The organism is Legionella impletisoli (assembly GCF_900639875.1).
Classification (GTDB): domain Bacteria; phylum Pseudomonadota; class Gammaproteobacteria; order Legionellales; family Legionellaceae; genus Legionella_A; species Legionella_A impletisoli.
In genome coordinates, this window is the sequence record NZ_CAAAIA010000003.1 from 214,941 (window position 1) to 231,076 (window position 16,136).

Genomic DNA, 16,136 nt, shown 5'->3' on the forward strand with positions numbered 1-16,136 from the left:
AACTAGGCTCAATAATTATTGAGCCTTATGACATACTTTTGCTACATGCGGCTAAAAGGAGAAGGATTATCTTGTCTTCTTTGTTGGTCAGAAGAAGAGGCGAGCCCAGCATCTTCAGCCGTTCGCTTTCTTTGGCTAAATAAACCTGCAGAAGAAGCCCTCGATGAGCTTGCATTCAAACCTTCAATAGGTGATGGGGAATCTAAAGAATCCTCTTCGGGTAACTCATGCATGGCACCACTAACCTCTTGAAGTGCCTGCATTGTAAGCTGAACTAAGCCTATGACCTCAGGGATTCTAGATAATTGATCATGTGCTCTCGTGTTGAAACGTCGTGCTTCGCTATATTCCGTCCTTAGTTCAGTGTTATCTCTTTCTAATTTGGATGTCTCTTCTAAAGATGTATGGAGCTCAGATTCTAATGTTTCAGCTTTTTTATTTGCTTTGTCTAGCGTTCTATTTAAATCTCTCAATCTTGTTTGAAGCTCTTGAATTTTTTGTTGTTGTTGGCGTTTCTCTTCTTCGCTTTGGGATAGATTAGATTTAATCGTATCTAACTCACAGGAAGCTTGATTGAATTGCTGTTGAAGAGAATCATAATTTTTTCTTACCTCATCTCTTTCTTTTTTAGCAGTTTGAAGAGCATTTTTAACCGTATCAAGCTGTCGAGTTACAGCTTCCACCTCGCTCATAGCATGTGAGCGCAAACGGCGGGCAGAATCAAGCTCAGCTTCTAAGTTTTTTGCTCTTTGGCTTAATTTAATCACTTCTTCTGCTGATGGGATTTGCAATCCTTTGGCTTGGCAAAGTAGCCTTCTAGTATCGTAATCAGATGAGCTTAAATGAGTCGCTACGGTTTTTGGATCTGAAAAGAAGGAAAATATACCAACCTCTTTTGCAGCTGTTACCATCTGAGCTATATTACTTACGTTATGATTTAACACGATGCGAACTGTTAATCGCTCAGAGTCTTGCGGAATTAGTTTGTCTTTTAAAGCGATAAATAATTTATTTAGGTTCGACCAAAAAAGTTCATTTTGAAGAGGAACTGTTCGGTCGGTGCTGAGAATGCGGTGCAGTATTGTGCGCTTGCCTTCAGTGCGGTGAGCGGCGAGCTCTTTAATCTCTTCCTCGGTAAGTTGTGAAAATAAGCTGATTTCGTCCTCACTGAACCCTAGAATATTTTTGTCATTTAAAGATTGCAATAATCTCTGTGTTCTCATACCGACCTCTGTTGTTTAATTTTGCCCAAAGACATTTATATGGAGCAAGCTGTTTAAAGTGTCGGTATTATGTCAAAAAATAATACAAAAGGCAAGTGGGAGATCTCCCGCACATTATGCGCGGGAAAAGCCTCAACCTTAATGCTTTATTTTATTCCATGGATTTAATTGAGCGGATCCGTTGTGCTTCATCAACAAGGAGTACGAAATAGTCATAGGACATGTAAAAATCACCATGAAAACCATAATCGCTACCCCAAGAGTTACGAATAGTTAATAATCCGTGGTGTTGACGTCCCTCGGGATCTCTTGCAACAGCAGAATCATCATAACCGGTGATGATCATTTCATGCCCACCAAAATCTGGATTAAAAACAACATCTCTTGCAATTTCTGGGGTTAATACCCAAGTATCGTTTGCAACGTGATGTTTACCAACGGCTCCTGCTACGCCTAAATCAAAATCGAGTAATAGCACGCCAAAGGTCACACGATCGCCTTCTTTAAGCGCTTTTTTTACGCGTTCTAATATTTTTGTAGTATCGGTTCTTTCAACGGTAGATTGATACCAGGGTAATAAGGGATACCAAATTTCTTCATGAAAAGGTAACTTCTCACTGACTAAACGATATTCTTCAAGAGGCATTTCGCTTTGTGGATCTGGTTTGTCAAGGGGATAGTCGGTAAGCCCACCACAGCCATATTTTTTTTGATTTTCTTTGCTAACAATACCAAATTGAGTCATTTGATGTAAAACATAGGGGCCATAGGATCCTTTCCATCCGCTATATAAAAAGCCGTTGTTTTCTAAATAACGGCCCAATTGCAATTGGCATAGTTGGCTGATGTAATCGCCCTGGCCAAGCGCGGCATCGATGGCTGCGGTATTGGCAAAGGTTACACAAGATCCATGGTGGCCTTGATCCATAACAGGAACGCCATTCATTCCTAGTTGCACACGCTCAGGTAACTTGCTGGAAGGAATTTTTAAAGAGGATTCTGAAAGCTGTCCAGCACGGGCTTTTAAGTGTTTCATTGCTTGTTCTGATAATTTAACTTTAAGTAGTGTAATTTCTTTGGTTGCAGTTTTATCTGCATTTTGAATCGTGTGATTGATGGTGCCAGTGATTTCAAACGGTGTTGCATAAAGAGGGGTAGATACTAAAAGAGGTAAAATAAAACGTCGATAAATCTTCATGATAAAAAGCTCCTAGACAATGCATAAAAAACACTTATTTCGAAAAATAAGTAAAGTGAGCATAACATCGGAGAACGGGATTAAAAAGTAAAAAAATGTTGGTTCCCCCGCATAAAGCGTGGGAAGTGGGTTTTGAGGTGAAGTGAAGTTTGGTTCCCTCGCATAAAGCTTTAACTTCTACACATCTCTGAAAATCTAATCCAGCTCTAGTCTTCTAGGTTAAATGGCTTGACAGAGAATCCATAAGCACTGTGCTAAAACACTGGGCCACCCGGTCAAGCCGTGTGGCGTAGGCTTAAGATGTGATCAAGAGACAGCGCATAAAGCGTGGGAAGTGGGGGTTGAGGTGAGGTGAAGTTTGGTTCCCGCGCATAAAGCTTTAACTTCTACACATCTCTTAAAATCTAATCCAGCGCTAGTCTTCTAGGTTATATGGCTTGACAGAGAATCCATAAGCACTGTGCTAAAACACTGGGCCACCCGGTCAAGCCGTGTGGCGTAGGCTTAAGATGTGATCAAGAGACAGCGCATAAAGCGTGGGAAGTGGGGGTTGAGGTGAAGTGGGAGGATTGGTTTTGAGGTGAAGGAAGTGGACGTTGAGTGGCGCTGGTGTGTTTTATTTGTTTTCGCTAATATGAATGACGAAATAATTATTTAACCTAAGGATAGGAAATGAAAGACAGTGAAGTTCTTTTAACTGATAATGAAGTTAATCCTCGTCGTGGTGGATTATGGTTTCTTTATTTGGCTTTTTTCTTATCTGGTTTTTCAGGACTTATCTATGAGTCGCAGTGGAGTCATTATTTAAAAATTTTTCTAGGCCACTCAGCTTATGCCCAAGTCATGGTATTGGGCTTTTTTATGGGCGGTATGTTTATTGGCGCTTGGCTTATGGCGCGATTGATTCATCGTATTGCTGAGCCATTAAAACTATATGTTTACATTGAACTTGCAATTGGTGCTTTTGGATTTTTTTTCCATCCGATTTTCAAATTTGTAATTCATCTCAGTTATACAGACATTCTTCCAGCGCTTGACGTTCCTTGGCAGATTCACGCCTACAAGTGGCTTGTTGGGATCTTATTAATCGCACCACAAACCATTTTATTAGGAATGACTTTTCCTCTTATGGTCAATGGTATTCTTCGTCGATATCCAAAACTCCCAGGCAATGCTATTTCATCATTATATTTTGTGAACAGCTTTGGAGCAGCGATTGGCGTTTTGGTGGCAGCATTTTATCTAATGCTTCATTTTGGTTTACCAGGAACCATGCTTACAGCTGCTATTATTAACTGTGTTGTGGTGTTCATTGTTCTTTTTTGCCATCCTTATTTATCCCCCATATCTCTTCAACAAGAAAAAATCAGGCAAGCTCTAAAGCCTTCGTATGATGCATTGGCTTATCTCTTATTGCTTTGTGCTTTAGCAACGGGCATGGCTTCATTTATTTATGAAATCAGCTGGATCAGGATGCTAAGCATGGTACTTGGCGCATCCACTCACGCGTTTGAGTTGATGCTAAGCGCATTTATTTTAGGTCTTGCGTTAGGAGCGTTATTTATCCGTTACTTTATTGAGCGGATAAAACATAAAGTTTACATCCTAGCTTTAGTGCAAATCATCATGGGAACCTTGGCCCTGACTACCATCATGTTGTACAGCCATACGTTTTATCTGATGCAATGGTTTATGGGGAGTCTGTCTCGAACCGAATCAGCTTATGGGGTTTTTAATTTAATAAGTCATGGTGTGGCATTATTTATTATGCTGCCAACTACATTTTGTGCGGGGATGACGTTACCTTTAATGACGGCGGTGCTCGTGAATCGCAATTACGGCGAAAAGTCAGTGGGAGATGTTTATGCCTGGAATATGATTGGTTCTATTTTAGGGATTTCTATTGCCATAGGGTTTGGATTAACTTGGCTTGGGCTTAAAGATTTAATTAATTTTGCAGCGTTTATTGATGTATTGATCGGTGTTCTTTTACTCTTGGCTAGTCGTGCTTTTTTTAAAAAGGGGAGCATTATCTTTTTAATATTGGCGCTAGCAAGCTTTATCTATACCGTGTTTTTTATTCAATTTGATCCACGTCTTATGGCTTCTGGGGTATACCGAACAGGGGTTATTCCAATCAATAAAGAAATTATTTTTCATAAAGATGGGCGAACCGCGACGGTTGCGGTTGAACAAATAGGAGCTCGCTATACGATTAGTACCAATGGGAAGCCAGATGCCACGGTAACCGATAGAAAAACAGGCAGCCCTACTATGGATGAGCCTACTCAAATTTTGTTGGGGGCATTCCCTCTGGCCATTATGCCTAATGCTGAGGAGGTAGCCGTAATTGGATTTGGCTCTGGGTCAACCAGTAATACGCTACTTGAAGACAAAACGTTAAAACGTGTGGATACGATTGAGATTGAACCTGCCATGGTGGAAGGGGCAAAACAATTCAAACATTTAGTGCCTAATGTATTTGAAGACCCGCGAAGCCACATCATTATTGAAGATGCTAAAACCTTTTTTTCTACTCAAAATCGTCGCTATGACTTAATTATTGCTGAACCATCCAATCCATGGGTGAGTGGGGTGGCTAGTTTATTTACCTATGAATTTTATAAAGAAGTGAAAAAGTATTTAAAATCGCCAGGCTATTTCGTGCAATGGATGCATCTTTATGAAATAAATGATGAGCTAATTGCAGCTGTTTTGAATTCAATTGGAACGGTTTTTGAAAATTATGAAGTATATGAAACAATCGATGGAGATGTGGTTATCATTGCAAGTGATGAACCCATTCCTACTCTATCAAACCATATTTTTAAGAATCCTCGGCTTAGAAAAAAATTAGAATACATCAAGGTCTATTCTTTAGATGATTTAAAAATTCGCTATACCGGCAGCAAAGAAACGCTTGTGCCCTTTGCATTAGTGAATTTAAATCAAGACTACGTCATCAATTCTGACTATAAACCGATGCTCGAGTTCTTATCTCCCAAAGCTCGATTTATGAATCAATGGTCAACCTTGGATAAGATTAATCAACGAAATTTGCTTAGTCAGTTAGAAGATCGTGATTTGGAAAAAAATGTTCACAAAGGAATTTATTCAAAGTCAATTGTACAAGTTAATACCCAAGACACTTATCGGGCTATTGTTGAAAACAAAGGGAAGATTGAAATTCCATTAGCCATTTTTTTGCTGGACTCACAACAATACTGCTTATCCGAAAACGGCTATCAGACTTGGTTTAGTGCTGTATTTCAATTTAGTGAAAATGCATTAGCCTATTTGAGTCAAAATCAGCAAAGCAAATTGTGGCCAATTATATTGCCTAAAGCTTGCTTGGCCGTTTTGCCACCATTTGATCAAAAGCTGGTGGAAGTAATATTGGCTATGAGTCAGAAAAATTATAGCAAAGTGGCTCCGCTTGCCTATGAGTTGATCGATGATTCAGCCTTTAAAGTAAGACCTCTCGAACAACGAATGTTTATTATACGAACAGCCATGCTGGCGGATATTAAAAACAAGCAATATCGTTCTTTAACATCGACCTTTCTTAAGAAATTAAAACCCATGCTAATCGTAGAGAATTTACCCAAACATCATATTGCTGAATTTGATTTTCTCTATGCGTACGCGGTAATCAAGGCAAACGAATCTAATTGATATAAGGGGCTTAGAGCGTTATCATCGCTTAGAAAATTAAGATGACTGAGAGACTATATGAATAATCAAAAAAATACTTTTTGCTGGATTGATATTCCCGTGAATGACTTAGACCGCGCTATTTCTTTTTATTCAGCGGTGTTGGATGAGCCTGTACAAAAGATCAATGAGCATGGTTTTGAATTTGGCTTATTACCTCATACTGAAAACAATGTTTCTGGATGTTTGGTGGTTATGGAAAATCGGCTTCCTTCTAACCAAGGTCCTTTAGTTTACTTAAATGTTGAAGGCCGCTTAAAGGAAGCGGTGGTTGTGGTTGAAGAAATGGGTGGTACGGTTTTAAAACCTGTTGAATCCATTGGCCCTTATGGCAATCGAGCGGTCATTTTGGATTCTGAAGGCAATGGGGTTGCCTTGTACTCTAAAGAAGTTTAGGAAGTCAACTATGCAGACTCTTTTCCACTTGGCATTTCCGGTTCATGATTTTGAAAAAGCGAAGGCTTTTTATCATGAAAAATTAGGGTGCGATATTGGGAGAGAGTCAAAGAACGCTTTAATTTTTAAGTTTGGCACACATCAGATTGTTGCACATAAAATCGATTTGCCTCTTCCAGAACAATCATCCATCTATCCCAGACACTTTGGTCTAATCTTCACAGAAGAAGCTCAGTTTAAGAATTTTATTCATCAGTTAACTGCACGACAAGTTGAGTTTGAAAGTCCTTTGAAAACTCGTTTTAAGAATACGCGGATAGAACACCAAAGTTTTTTTCTAAAAGATCCAAGCAATAATTTGCTCGAGTTTAAATTCTATACTCACCCGTCTGCTATTTTCGCTGAAACGGAGTTCACATGCGTTGGAGAAAGCAATGATTAAACGGACTTTAATGCTTTATTTTTCCTTCATTATTCCATGTTCATTAAATGCAGCTTTACCACTCGATAAGGATGGAATTGTTAAGCAGGATAAGTTGTCCATCAATGCAGGCATTGGGTATTTAGGAGGCGAATCCAAAGAGTATGTTTATGAAGATGGCCGAACTCTAAGCCAGTTGAATTGGAAAATAGAACAAGCAGCGATTCTCTTAGGTGAGATCAATTACGATTTATTTCAAAATATAGCACTGAATGCAGCGGGTTGGGTAACCGCAGGGATGGGAAATGCTAAGATGGATGATTACGACTGGTTGAATCCCAATCAGTCTACTTGGACAGAGTGGTCTCATCACGAAGACACAGAATTACGATATGCGAATCAAATTGATCTAAATCTCAGAGGATGGCTCATGGAAAATGAGCACGTCAAACTTGGATTAATGGCTGGATATCAACGAAATTCGTTTAGTTTCTTAGCAAGAGGTGGGTGCTTTCAGTATTCCAGTGGGCAATTAATTGGTTGTTTTCCAGCAAATGAGATTGGAATAGGGTATCAGCAAACGTTTAATACTGGATATCTTGGTGCACTAGGTCACTACGAAATCAATGCATTAGATGTCAATGCGGCTATAAAATATGGCCCTTATGTAAAATCGAATGATGTCGATCAGCATTATGCTCGTAGTCTAACCTTTAAAGAATCCGGGAATGAGGCTTCTTTTTATTCCTTAGCGCTTGATACGGGTTATAGAATGAATCCTCAAGCTAAAGTTTATATTAAAGGCGCAATAAATTATTTTAGTCATACGAATGCAAATACTGAAATGATCAATCGCATTAGTGGCGAACGGGATTTTTTAACAAACGCGGCAGGGTTAAAAAATACAAATTATATGCTAGCCTTAGGTATTCAGTATAAGCCCTTTGCAACCTGATTAGGATTAGAAACGCTCTCGAATAGTCTTGGCTCGGACAAGGAGGGTATCATAAAACGAACGTTAAAGTACTCTACAACGTTCCAGTGGGATTGAATATGGATCATTTTACTGAATTTACGCCTTATCGCGGATTAATCGGTGGCGCATTAATTGGGGTGAGTGCTGTACTTTTCTTATGGATTAATGGCCGTATTGCTGGCATTAGCGGCTTGGTTCATGGATTATTGCCCCCTAAAGAAAAAATTGAGTTTTGGCGCGTAACGTTTTTAATTGGTTTAGTCGTTGGTGGGTTTAGCTATTTCCTTTTTCCTGTTATTCAGTTTCCACTGCGTCAGCATTTTTATATTTCTTTTTTACTGCTCGGCGGGTTTTTGGTAGGTTTTGGATCACGGATCGGACAGGGGTGCACGTCAGGTCATGGCGTATGCGGCATTGCCAGAATCTCTAAACGATCCTTTGTGGCAACATTTACATTTCTTATATCTGCTATGGTCACCGTTTTTTTACTAAGACATGTTTTGGGGGTCTCATAATGTATACCTTCATGGCTTTTCTTTGTGGTTTGATCTTTGGTTTAGGATTAACTGTTTCAAATATGACCAATCCCAATAAAGTGTTAAATTTTTTGGATGTATTTGGTCCATGGGATCCAACGCTTCTTGTGGTTTTAGTAGCTGCCGTTATCGTGGCATTTTTAGGTTATTTTTTCATACAAGGATTAAAAAAGCCTATTTTAGATCAAATGTTTCATTTGCCCGAAGAAACTAAAATCACTAAGCGTTTAGTGCTTGGTAGTGCATGCTTTGGAGTGGGCTGGGGCATAGCAGGGTATTGTCCTGGACCAGGGATTACTGCGTTATCAACGTTCAATGCTGATCCACTTTATTTTGTTGTAGGGCTAATTATAGGCTCTTGCTTTTATTCAATTCTTTATTCGGGGCGAACTTAATCAACAATTTCTGCTTCCGAAGAAGCGCTTTGTAATAGTGCGGAAAGCTCATGCAATGAACGAACCTCATAATTGGGTTTAATGTGGGAAGGTAACGTTTTAGTTCCATTATTTAACCAACAGGTGTCAATACCTGCGTTTATTCCCCCTAAAATATCCGATTCGGGGGTGTCTCCTACCATAAGCACGTTGCAGCGATCAGGATCTCCTGCAGATGATAAGGCGTAATCGAAAATATGGGGGTTCGGCTTAGCTACACCAACTGCCTCGGATACAACGAGCAAATCAAAATGTTTTTTAAGGCCAGTACGCTCTAGTCGAGTTTCCTGCAAATCGTTAAAGCCGTTGGTAATAATCCCTAAACGTGCTCTCGTGTAGAGCGAGTGAATTAAGTTCACCGCTCCGTCAAGTGGTTTACAAAGCTCAGCCATGGAATCCATGTAAGCTCGATTTAATTCTTCAGGAGGGACATTAAGTTTCTTAGCCCAGGGTATAAAACGGTGCTTTTTAATTTCGTCAGCCGTAATCATGCCATTTTGGTATTGAATCCAAAGAGGTTTGTTAAGACTTTGATAGGTTTCAAAATCGTCTTGGGTGAACTGTAGGCCATATCTTAAAAACATATGCTGAAGACCGCTGAAACCGTCAAAATGAAATAAGGTTTCATCGGCATCAAATAAAATCCACTCGTATGATTTCAAAGATTCATCCGTAGGTTTAAAAACTACCACTTTAATTGTTTATTGTTCAGATATCAAGGTTTCTATAAATTTGCGCATGGCATGACTGCTTATAAACCTAACCACCGAATAAACTCATCGGTCGTTTTAAGTTTTAAAGAGGGGTTATTATCAAAATGCACGATGAACTGTGAAGGTGAATTTCCACTAGGCTCGTCTTCGTTGAGTGATACATTTTTTATTTTACCTAACTTTACAAACTTCATTTCTGTACCTAAATACGCCCCATTTCTTCGTTTAACGTGAGGAATGACGAAGAATACATCTTGTAATCGATTCGCTTGAATCGTTTGGGATTCACTGGATTGATTAAGTAGGGATTGAAATTCATTGCTGTTTAAAGCAATGTATTCCATTTTATTAATCTGACGTCTTAACATTCTTTTGAGCGGTGCATTGGTATTGAAGGTGCGGATGTAATCATCCGCACTCATCACAACGATTGGTTCATTCTCTTCGTGCCGATCATTGTTGTTTTTTTCAACAAATAATATAGCATCACGGGCTTCTTCTGGCTCTTCCAAGTTTGTCGCAAGTTTAGCGTTTGGATGCATGCAGGTGTTATCACATTGGAAATATTTGGATTGTAGGAACCAGCGTTCACTAGGGTAATAGGCTACCAGCAATCCTTCATCTTTAATGGTTTGAATAATGGATTTAGTTAACGTTTTAGGAATGGCAGGACAACCCCAACTACGACCAGGGCGCCCATATTTTTTAACAAATTCTTCTTCCATATACCAACCGCCATGCATCACAATGGCGCGACGAGATGCTTGATCATTAAATCCTGCTTCTAAGCCGGTTAATCTGAGCGCTAAGCCATGGCGGCCATAATAAGACTCGTTGGTCTTAAATACACCAATGCTACTTGCTTTACTGTTATTCGTATTGGAAAAATAATGCGAATTTAAAATACCTGATTTTATTCCGTGTGAAACATAGGTATTAAATAATAATTGTTTCTTTTCTAAATCAAAAACCCAAAGTCGTTTCTGATTAGAAGGCAAAGAATAATCAATGACGGTTAGTACCGGTGTATGATTTACGTCATACTGATGGGTGCATTTTAATGTTTTCATGATTTTATGAATCACACTTTCGCTCATGGTCGGTGCTTGGTTTTTTAACATGGTTTTGACTGCGTTAAGCCAAACGGCTTCTTTAGCCGATTCACTGGGTTGTAAAATTTTTAAAGACATTTCCCCAGAAATGGGTAAATAAGCTCCCCAACTTGGCGAAAAGGCGTTTTTATGGGGTTTTAAAAGCAATTCATTAACGTCCATTGTCATCGCTGCTAAAAAAATTAGCAGTAGAAAGTTCATTTTCTATCCTTACAATGTTTTAAATCAATCTTTATTTAGTTATATATTAGGACAGAATATTAGAAATTTGTACAGTAAATGTTAAAATTGGCCACAAAAAATAAATGGGAAACAGGATGCAACCATCATTTTTTTAAGGAAGATTGATAGGCGGTGACTAGAGCTTTTATGCCGTCTTTGTATGTGGGATATTTAGGTTTAAAGTTTAAGAGTGTTTTTATTTTAGTGTTAGAAACGCGTTTATTACTGCGATAAAACTCCAACCCGGCTGGTGATAGATTAATTTTGTCAATATGGACTAGGGGCAGAGGCGGTAAATTCATTTCGTTTAGAGTAAAAGCTTCCACTTCATGTGAGGGGGCTGGTAAATCATCACTTACATTAAATAGTTCTCCTGGGGTTGGTTGATGTAATGATAAATCTAAAACTTGAATAATATCTTCAATATGAATTCTTGAAAAAACTTGATGGGGCTTGTAAATCGAAAACGTTCGATTTGATAAAACGCGCTCAATACTACTTCGTCCAGGACCATAGATCCCTGCTAGTCGAAAAATATGCACAGGAAGCTTATGATGTTGGTACAAATAAAGCCATTCTTTTTCTGCCATTAAACGAAGAATGCCCGTTGTGCCAGGATTGAGGCTTTCAGACTCTTCAGTTACCCACTCTCCTTGATGATCACCATAAACGCTCGTTGCAGATAAATAGGCTATCCATTGAATTCGGTGTGCTGAGTCAATCAATAAGGGCTTAAATCGGCTTAAAACGGGATCGATTTCTTGTTCATTGGGAGGGATGGATTGTACAATGAACGGGCAAGATGCGATGATTTGCTCAGCACTTTCTTTAGTAAAATCCAAAACCTTAATGTTCTCGTTGGTCAATGCTTCACGAACCTGCCTGGAGCGGCTTGTAGCATAAATGGTAAATCCTCGATTAACCATCGCTTTTGCAAAGGCTTGAGCGGTGTAGCCAAATCCGAATAGACCAATTTGATTCTTCATTCAGATTATCATTCCGTTAAAATGGCAAGGCCTACCGCGCTATAACCAGCATGTAGTCCTATAGCAGTCGAGACGTGTTCGATGAAAATGGGAGGTTTACCAAACGTTTCTGTTGTTTGGTGTGCAAAGGTCTTAGCCTTTTCAGAAACACCAGCGTGGGAAATGCAATAATCTCGCAGTTTAAGTGCTTTTTTTTCTATAAATTCTTGAGCACAGGTAATCAGTTTGGTTAATGCTTTTTGAGAATTTAATGCTTTACTATAAACCACCCCTTTACCTTCATCATCAATGGAGATAATGGGTTTTATTCCAGTTAATTGTGCCAATCGACCTTTCAAATAACTAATACGACCCGAGCGAATCAAGGAATCAAACTGCTCGATTGCAACAAAAATTTTAGCTTTTTCGATTGCTTTATCTAATGCGCTTAGAATCATCGGAAGATCATAACCTTGTTCAATCAGTTCTGCTGCGTAATGGACTAATAAGCCTTGTCCACCTGTGCTGTTTTTAGAATTTACAATATGAACATTGGGATGATTTTGTGCACAGGCGCGCAACACATTGCACGTCCCGCTCAGAGCCTCGGAAACTGAAATCACCAACACTTCTTCATAATGTTTTGAGAGCTGGGCGAATTTGGCTTCAATCATGGCTTTATTAGGGAGCGAAGTCTGCGGATACTGCTTTAATGTGGCAAGCGTTGGATAAAACTCATCTGGATTAAAACTGTATCCATCAAGGAGATCATGATTATCCAAGTGTAAATTGATTGGAAGAACATGAATTTGATGATGGTCAATGATGGATTGGGGTAAATCAGAGCACGAATCCATAACTAAAGCAATGGAGTGCTTTCGATGATGAACGGTTTGAGATTGCCGGAGCATATCATCGATTTTAGGATATTGAAGGGTACCTAATTTTAACAATTGAGAATATACATTTTGGGGGGTATTCGTGTGAACGTGGAATCGGCACAATGAATTTGAACCCGAGATGACAATGGAGTCCCCAAATTCGGAAAGGGTTTTATCCAATGTTTCTTTATCGATAGTCTCTCCTCGCAAAACCCCTTCTGTGCAATAACGGTGAGTGGGTGGGGTCTCAGGTACCTCGTGATGATGGATGGCTTCGGCTGGTAACACAGGAACATGCATCGCTCTGGCTTGATCAGGCGCGTACAAATAGGTGGAAAATCCTCTTACAAAATGATAAAACCCAAGTGCTCCAGCATCCACCACATTAGATTGCTTCAATATGGCAAGTTTTTCTTTCGTGCTTTCTACCGATTGCTCTAGTCTTGGCAGAATAGATTGCATGATATCCCGATAGCAAGAAACTTGCGCAGAAGCCTGGCTTACGAGTTCAGCCCAAGTTTCCATAATGGTTAACATGGTTCCATCAACCGGTGTGGAGATGGCGCTTCTAACACTAACGGCCGCCTGATTTAATAGTTGGCTGAAATCTCTTAGACTCACTTCGACCGAATCCGTTAAATTTTCATACAAGCCATTAAAAAATTGTGAAAAAATCATCCCTGAATTTCCTCGAGCACCAATAATGCTCGCTTCGGCAATAGATTGTAAGGTATCTTTAATGGCAGGGGCCGGTTGCGAATACTCTACTACTGCTTTGGCAGTTGAGCTTAAATTACTGCCTGTATCGCCATCCGGAACAGGAAATACATTGATTTTATTGAGTAGCTCTTGCTGTGCAATAATGCTTTGACATCCATTAAGAATAGCACCATGTAGTTGTTTTGCGCTTAAACAAGACAAAGGCATTGGTTTTCCTTAAATGTTTTCTATACCCATCGAAAAGACTCGATCTCAAGTTTCAAAGGGTATATACCGTGTTTATGGCCATCTTGCAACAACGACTGTAGCAAAAGATGTTAGTGCACAAATCACCGCTCCCCAAGCCCAGTCAACGAAAGCCATCCCTATTGGCATGTTTTTAAAAACGGCAAGACATGTAAAATCGTAGACTCCATACGTAACGATTCCTAATAATCCTCCATAAAGGATAGCCCAATATAAAGAGCCCTTTGCTAAAGGAATTACAAACACCACAATAGCTATCGCGAATAAGCAATAAACGATCAGTGCAGCCCACCAAAGAACGTCAAGATTGCCATTCTCAAGACGAAGCAATGAGCCATAATATTTAAAATATAAGCTTTTTGCTGCATAGCCAAGCCAGAATAAATCAAGTAAGCAAAACACTAAAAGCGCTGTAATAAACAATTTAAAGCTATGCATGCCTTTGTCTCCCATTAAAATCGATCAGGGTGCGCTTTTTCCCAATGGCTTTTAAAGCTTATTGGGATCTCTTTTCCTAATAATTGACCTGGTTTTAAGTATTCATAAATTTCGCTAAATGGTTTTACCACTTCATCGCTTATCCGTCTCATCACGCAATCAGGTGTTAACTCACTGGGGTTTGAAAAGCCCATAGCGCCAATCATTTCTAAAAAGCTTTTAACAGTATTGTTGTGAAAATTGACCGCTCGGTGTTTCTTTTCATCAACCACCAGTCCGCGTTGAAGTCGCTTATTTTGGGTGGCGACGCCTGTTGGGCAGGTGTTCGCATTACATTGCTTAGATTGAACACAACCTACCGCCATCATCATTCCTCTGGCTGAGTTACACATATCAGCACCCAACGCAATTTTGCTTACCATATGAAACCCTGTGACTATTTTGCCGCTGCAAATAATCCGTATTTTATCGCGAACATTGATTCCAACGAGTGCGTTATGAGCAAAAATCAGACCCGCTTCAAGCGGTTCACCTACATGATTGGTATATTCTAATGGAGCGGCACCAGTACCTCCCTCTGCACCATCGACCGTAATGAAATCCGGTAGAATGTTGGTTTCTAACATTGCTTTGCAGATGGCTAAAAATTCATGCTTTCGTCCGATACATAGCTTAAACCCAACCGGCTTTCCATCGGTTAAATCACGCAGCTTTTTGACAAAATGTAATAATCCCCTAGGGGAGTCAAAGGCAGAGTGCGCTGGAGGAGACAATACGTCGTGCCCCATTTTTACCTTTCGGACTTTTGCAATCTCTTCGGTTAATTTAGCGGCTGGCAAGATACCACCATGGGAGGGCTTTGCACCTTGTGATAGCTTAATTTCTATCATTTTGACTTCATCACGGTTGGCTTCTTTACTAAATTCTTCCTCATCAAATAAGCCTTGATCGTTGCGGCAGCCAAAATAGGCAGTTCCAATCTGAAAAATGACATCACCACCTTGTAAATGATAAGGACTTAGTCCCCCTTCGCCAGTATTATGTGCAAATCCGCCAATTTTTGCAGCTTTATTTAAAGCCATAATGGCGTTGGGGGATAGGGCGCCAAAGCTCATGGCGGAAATATTGAGACGAGAAGCGTTATAAGGTTTCTTACAATCCGGCCCACCTACCGTAATTCTTGGTTCCACCTCGGCGGCATGTTTAGGGGCTAGTGAATGAAGTACCCACGTGTAACCAATCGCTTCAATATTCCGTTCTGTCCCAAATGGAATGGTGTCACGAACGTTTTTAGCGCGTTCATATACAATGGATCGTTTTTCACGACTGAATGGGCGTTCTTCCTCATCGTTTGCGATAAAATATTGTTGGATTTCAGGGCGGAAAAATTCCAAAAGGTATCGGATGTGTCCCAATACGGGGAAGTTACGAAGAATCGTATGTTTTTTTTGCGCTAAGTCATAAATCCATAGCACAATTAAAGGGATGAGTAATGCAAGAAACCAAACCGTATCATGGAGCATCACAAAAAATAAAAAAATGGCGAGAAGAACAATTCCAAATCCAAGGTACCACTGACGCCGCATAAAGCCCCCTAAAATCCTTTTCAGCTAGAATATGGATATTTCTTAATATTGAACAATACACTTTTTTTGTAAGTTATTTCAATAAGATTGAAGAGGTTATCTTCGTATCGGACCACTGAACCTTATATGCCGGTGAGCGTGCCCATGCTGGTGGCCGGTTGAGCGATAGTAACATTCCAACAAAACAGCACAGCCGCGCTTTATGTGCGGAATACCGCTCCGAACTTCATTCAAGATCGACTGGATGCCCTGCATAAAGCCATAGATATCTACACAAAAAGAATAATTAGTATTTAATATGGGATTTTAGTAAAAGTGGATAATAATAAATGGATTTAGAGTTACGCCATAAAAA

14 protein-coding genes are annotated in these 16,136 nt (G+C 39.7%); 6 read left to right on the forward strand and 8 right to left on the reverse strand.

Translation table 11 applies throughout. The features are described from left to right. Positions 1–41 precede the first annotated feature (41 nt). Together E1O41_RS05195 and E1O41_RS05200 are read right to left on the reverse strand one after the other, a co-directional pair. Entirely contained in the window at positions 42–1,223 is a 1,182-nt protein-coding gene (locus tag E1O41_RS05195; protein ID WP_131776251.1) for a hypothetical protein, read from the reverse strand. A gap of 151 nt (positions 1,224–1,374) precedes the next feature. Continuing rightward, positions 1,375–2,421, reverse strand: a complete 1,047-nt coding sequence (locus E1O41_RS05200) for a C1 family peptidase (RefSeq protein WP_131776252.1) — start codon at positions 2,419–2,421, stop codon at positions 1,375–1,377. 672 nt (positions 2,422–3,093) lie between these two features. Between E1O41_RS05200 and E1O41_RS05205 the strand changes: the two genes are divergently transcribed. The 6 genes from E1O41_RS05205 (at position 3,094) to E1O41_RS05230 (ending at position 8,859) form a co-directional block, all read left to right on the forward strand. Next, on the forward strand, positions 3,094–6,096 hold the full coding sequence (locus tag E1O41_RS05205; protein ID WP_131776253.1) for a spermine/spermidine synthase domain-containing protein: 3,003 nt from the start codon (positions 3,094–3,096) through the stop codon (positions 6,094–6,096). Between the two features lie 57 nt (positions 6,097–6,153). Continuing rightward, positions 6,154–6,531, forward strand: a complete 378-nt coding sequence (locus tag E1O41_RS05210) for a VOC family protein (protein ID WP_131776254.1) — start codon at positions 6,154–6,156, stop codon at positions 6,529–6,531. 10 nt (positions 6,532–6,541) lie between these two features. Then, positions 6,542–6,973 (forward strand): VOC family protein, encoded by a 432-nt coding sequence (locus E1O41_RS05215; RefSeq protein ID WP_131776255.1) that lies wholly within the window; start codon positions 6,542–6,544, stop codon positions 6,971–6,973. Continuing rightward, positions 6,966–7,907 (forward strand): omptin family outer membrane protease, encoded by a 942-nt coding sequence (locus E1O41_RS05220; RefSeq protein ID WP_131776256.1) that lies wholly within the window; start codon positions 6,966–6,968, stop codon positions 7,905–7,907. The genes E1O41_RS05215 and E1O41_RS05220 overlap by 8 nt, the downstream gene beginning before the upstream one ends. 98 nt (positions 7,908–8,005) lie before the next feature. Continuing rightward, positions 8,006–8,443 carry a YeeE/YedE family protein gene (locus E1O41_RS05225; RefSeq protein WP_131776257.1) on the forward strand — a complete coding sequence of 146 codons (438 nt, stop codon included), beginning with the start codon at positions 8,006–8,008 and terminating at the stop codon, positions 8,441–8,443. Beyond that, entirely contained in the window at positions 8,443–8,859 is a 417-nt protein-coding gene (locus E1O41_RS05230) for a DUF6691 family protein (protein ID WP_131776258.1), read from the forward strand. Before E1O41_RS05225 ends, E1O41_RS05230 begins: the two co-directional genes overlap by 1 nt. On the opposite strand, the gene yjjG is transcribed toward E1O41_RS05230, so the two are convergent. The 6 genes from yjjG to E1O41_RS05260 form a co-directional block, all read right to left on the reverse strand. After that, positions 8,856–9,560: a pyrimidine 5'-nucleotidase gene (gene yjjG / locus E1O41_RS05235; protein WP_131776259.1), complete on the reverse strand. Its 705-nt coding sequence runs from the start codon at positions 9,558–9,560 to the stop codon at positions 8,856–8,858. The two genes, E1O41_RS05230 and yjjG, sit on opposite strands and share 4 nt — an antisense overlap. A gap of 89 nt (positions 9,561–9,649) precedes the next feature. Next, complete coding sequence (locus E1O41_RS05240) at positions 9,650–10,924, reverse strand: murein L,D-transpeptidase catalytic domain family protein (protein WP_131776260.1); 1,275 nt, start codon at positions 10,922–10,924, stop codon at positions 9,650–9,652. A gap of 125 nt (positions 10,925–11,049) precedes the next feature. Next, positions 11,050–11,931: an SDR family oxidoreductase gene (locus E1O41_RS05245; protein ID WP_131776261.1), complete on the reverse strand. Its 882-nt coding sequence runs from the start codon at positions 11,929–11,931 to the stop codon at positions 11,050–11,052. 8 nt (positions 11,932–11,939) lie between these two features. Further along, positions 11,940–13,718: a DegV family protein gene (locus tag E1O41_RS05250; RefSeq protein WP_131776262.1), complete on the reverse strand. Its 1,779-nt coding sequence runs from the start codon at positions 13,716–13,718 to the stop codon at positions 11,940–11,942. Positions 13,719–13,790: 72 nt separating this feature from the next. Then, positions 13,791–14,195, reverse strand: a complete 405-nt coding sequence (locus E1O41_RS05255; protein ID WP_131776263.1) for a DUF2177 family protein — start codon at positions 14,193–14,195, stop codon at positions 13,791–13,793. 14 nt (positions 14,196–14,209) lie between these two features. Next, positions 14,210–15,781 (reverse strand): FMN-binding glutamate synthase family protein, encoded by a 1,572-nt coding sequence (locus tag E1O41_RS05260; protein ID WP_131776264.1) that lies wholly within the window; start codon positions 15,779–15,781, stop codon positions 14,210–14,212. Positions 15,782–16,136 lie beyond the last annotated feature (355 nt).

Excerpts from the sequence above, each read along its gene's own strand:
- E1O41_RS05195 (WP_131776251.1), bottom strand. The coding sequence starts at position 1,223 with ATGAGAACACAGAGATTATTGCAATCTTTAAATGACAAAAATATTCTA.
- E1O41_RS05200 (WP_131776252.1), bottom strand. The coding sequence starts at position 2,421 with ATGAAGATTTATCGACGTTTTATTTTACCTCTTTTAGTATCTACCCCT.
- E1O41_RS05205 (WP_131776253.1), top strand. The coding sequence starts at position 3,094 with ATGAAAGACAGTGAAGTTCTTTTAACTGATAATGAAGTTAATCCTCGT.
- E1O41_RS05210 (WP_131776254.1), top strand. The coding sequence starts at position 6,154 with ATGAATAATCAAAAAAATACTTTTTGCTGGATTGATATTCCCGTGAAT.
- E1O41_RS05215 (WP_131776255.1), top strand. The coding sequence starts at position 6,542 with ATGCAGACTCTTTTCCACTTGGCATTTCCGGTTCATGATTTTGAAAAA.
- E1O41_RS05220 (WP_131776256.1), top strand. The coding sequence starts at position 6,966 with ATGATTAAACGGACTTTAATGCTTTATTTTTCCTTCATTATTCCATGT.
- E1O41_RS05225 (WP_131776257.1), top strand. The coding sequence starts at position 8,006 with ATGGATCATTTTACTGAATTTACGCCTTATCGCGGATTAATCGGTGGC.
- E1O41_RS05230 (WP_131776258.1), top strand. The coding sequence starts at position 8,443 with ATGTATACCTTCATGGCTTTTCTTTGTGGTTTGATCTTTGGTTTAGGA.
- E1O41_RS05240 (WP_131776260.1), bottom strand. The coding sequence starts at position 10,924 with ATGAACTTTCTACTGCTAATTTTTTTAGCAGCGATGACAATGGACGTT.
- E1O41_RS05245 (WP_131776261.1), bottom strand. The coding sequence starts at position 11,931 with ATGAAGAATCAAATTGGTCTATTCGGATTTGGCTACACCGCTCAAGCC.
- E1O41_RS05250 (WP_131776262.1), bottom strand. The coding sequence starts at position 13,718 with ATGCCTTTGTCTTGTTTAAGCGCAAAACAACTACATGGTGCTATTCTT.
- E1O41_RS05255 (WP_131776263.1), bottom strand. The coding sequence starts at position 14,195 with ATGCATAGCTTTAAATTGTTTATTACAGCGCTTTTAGTGTTTTGCTTA.
- E1O41_RS05260 (WP_131776264.1), bottom strand. The coding sequence starts at position 15,781 with ATGCGGCGTCAGTGGTACCTTGGATTTGGAATTGTTCTTCTCGCCATT.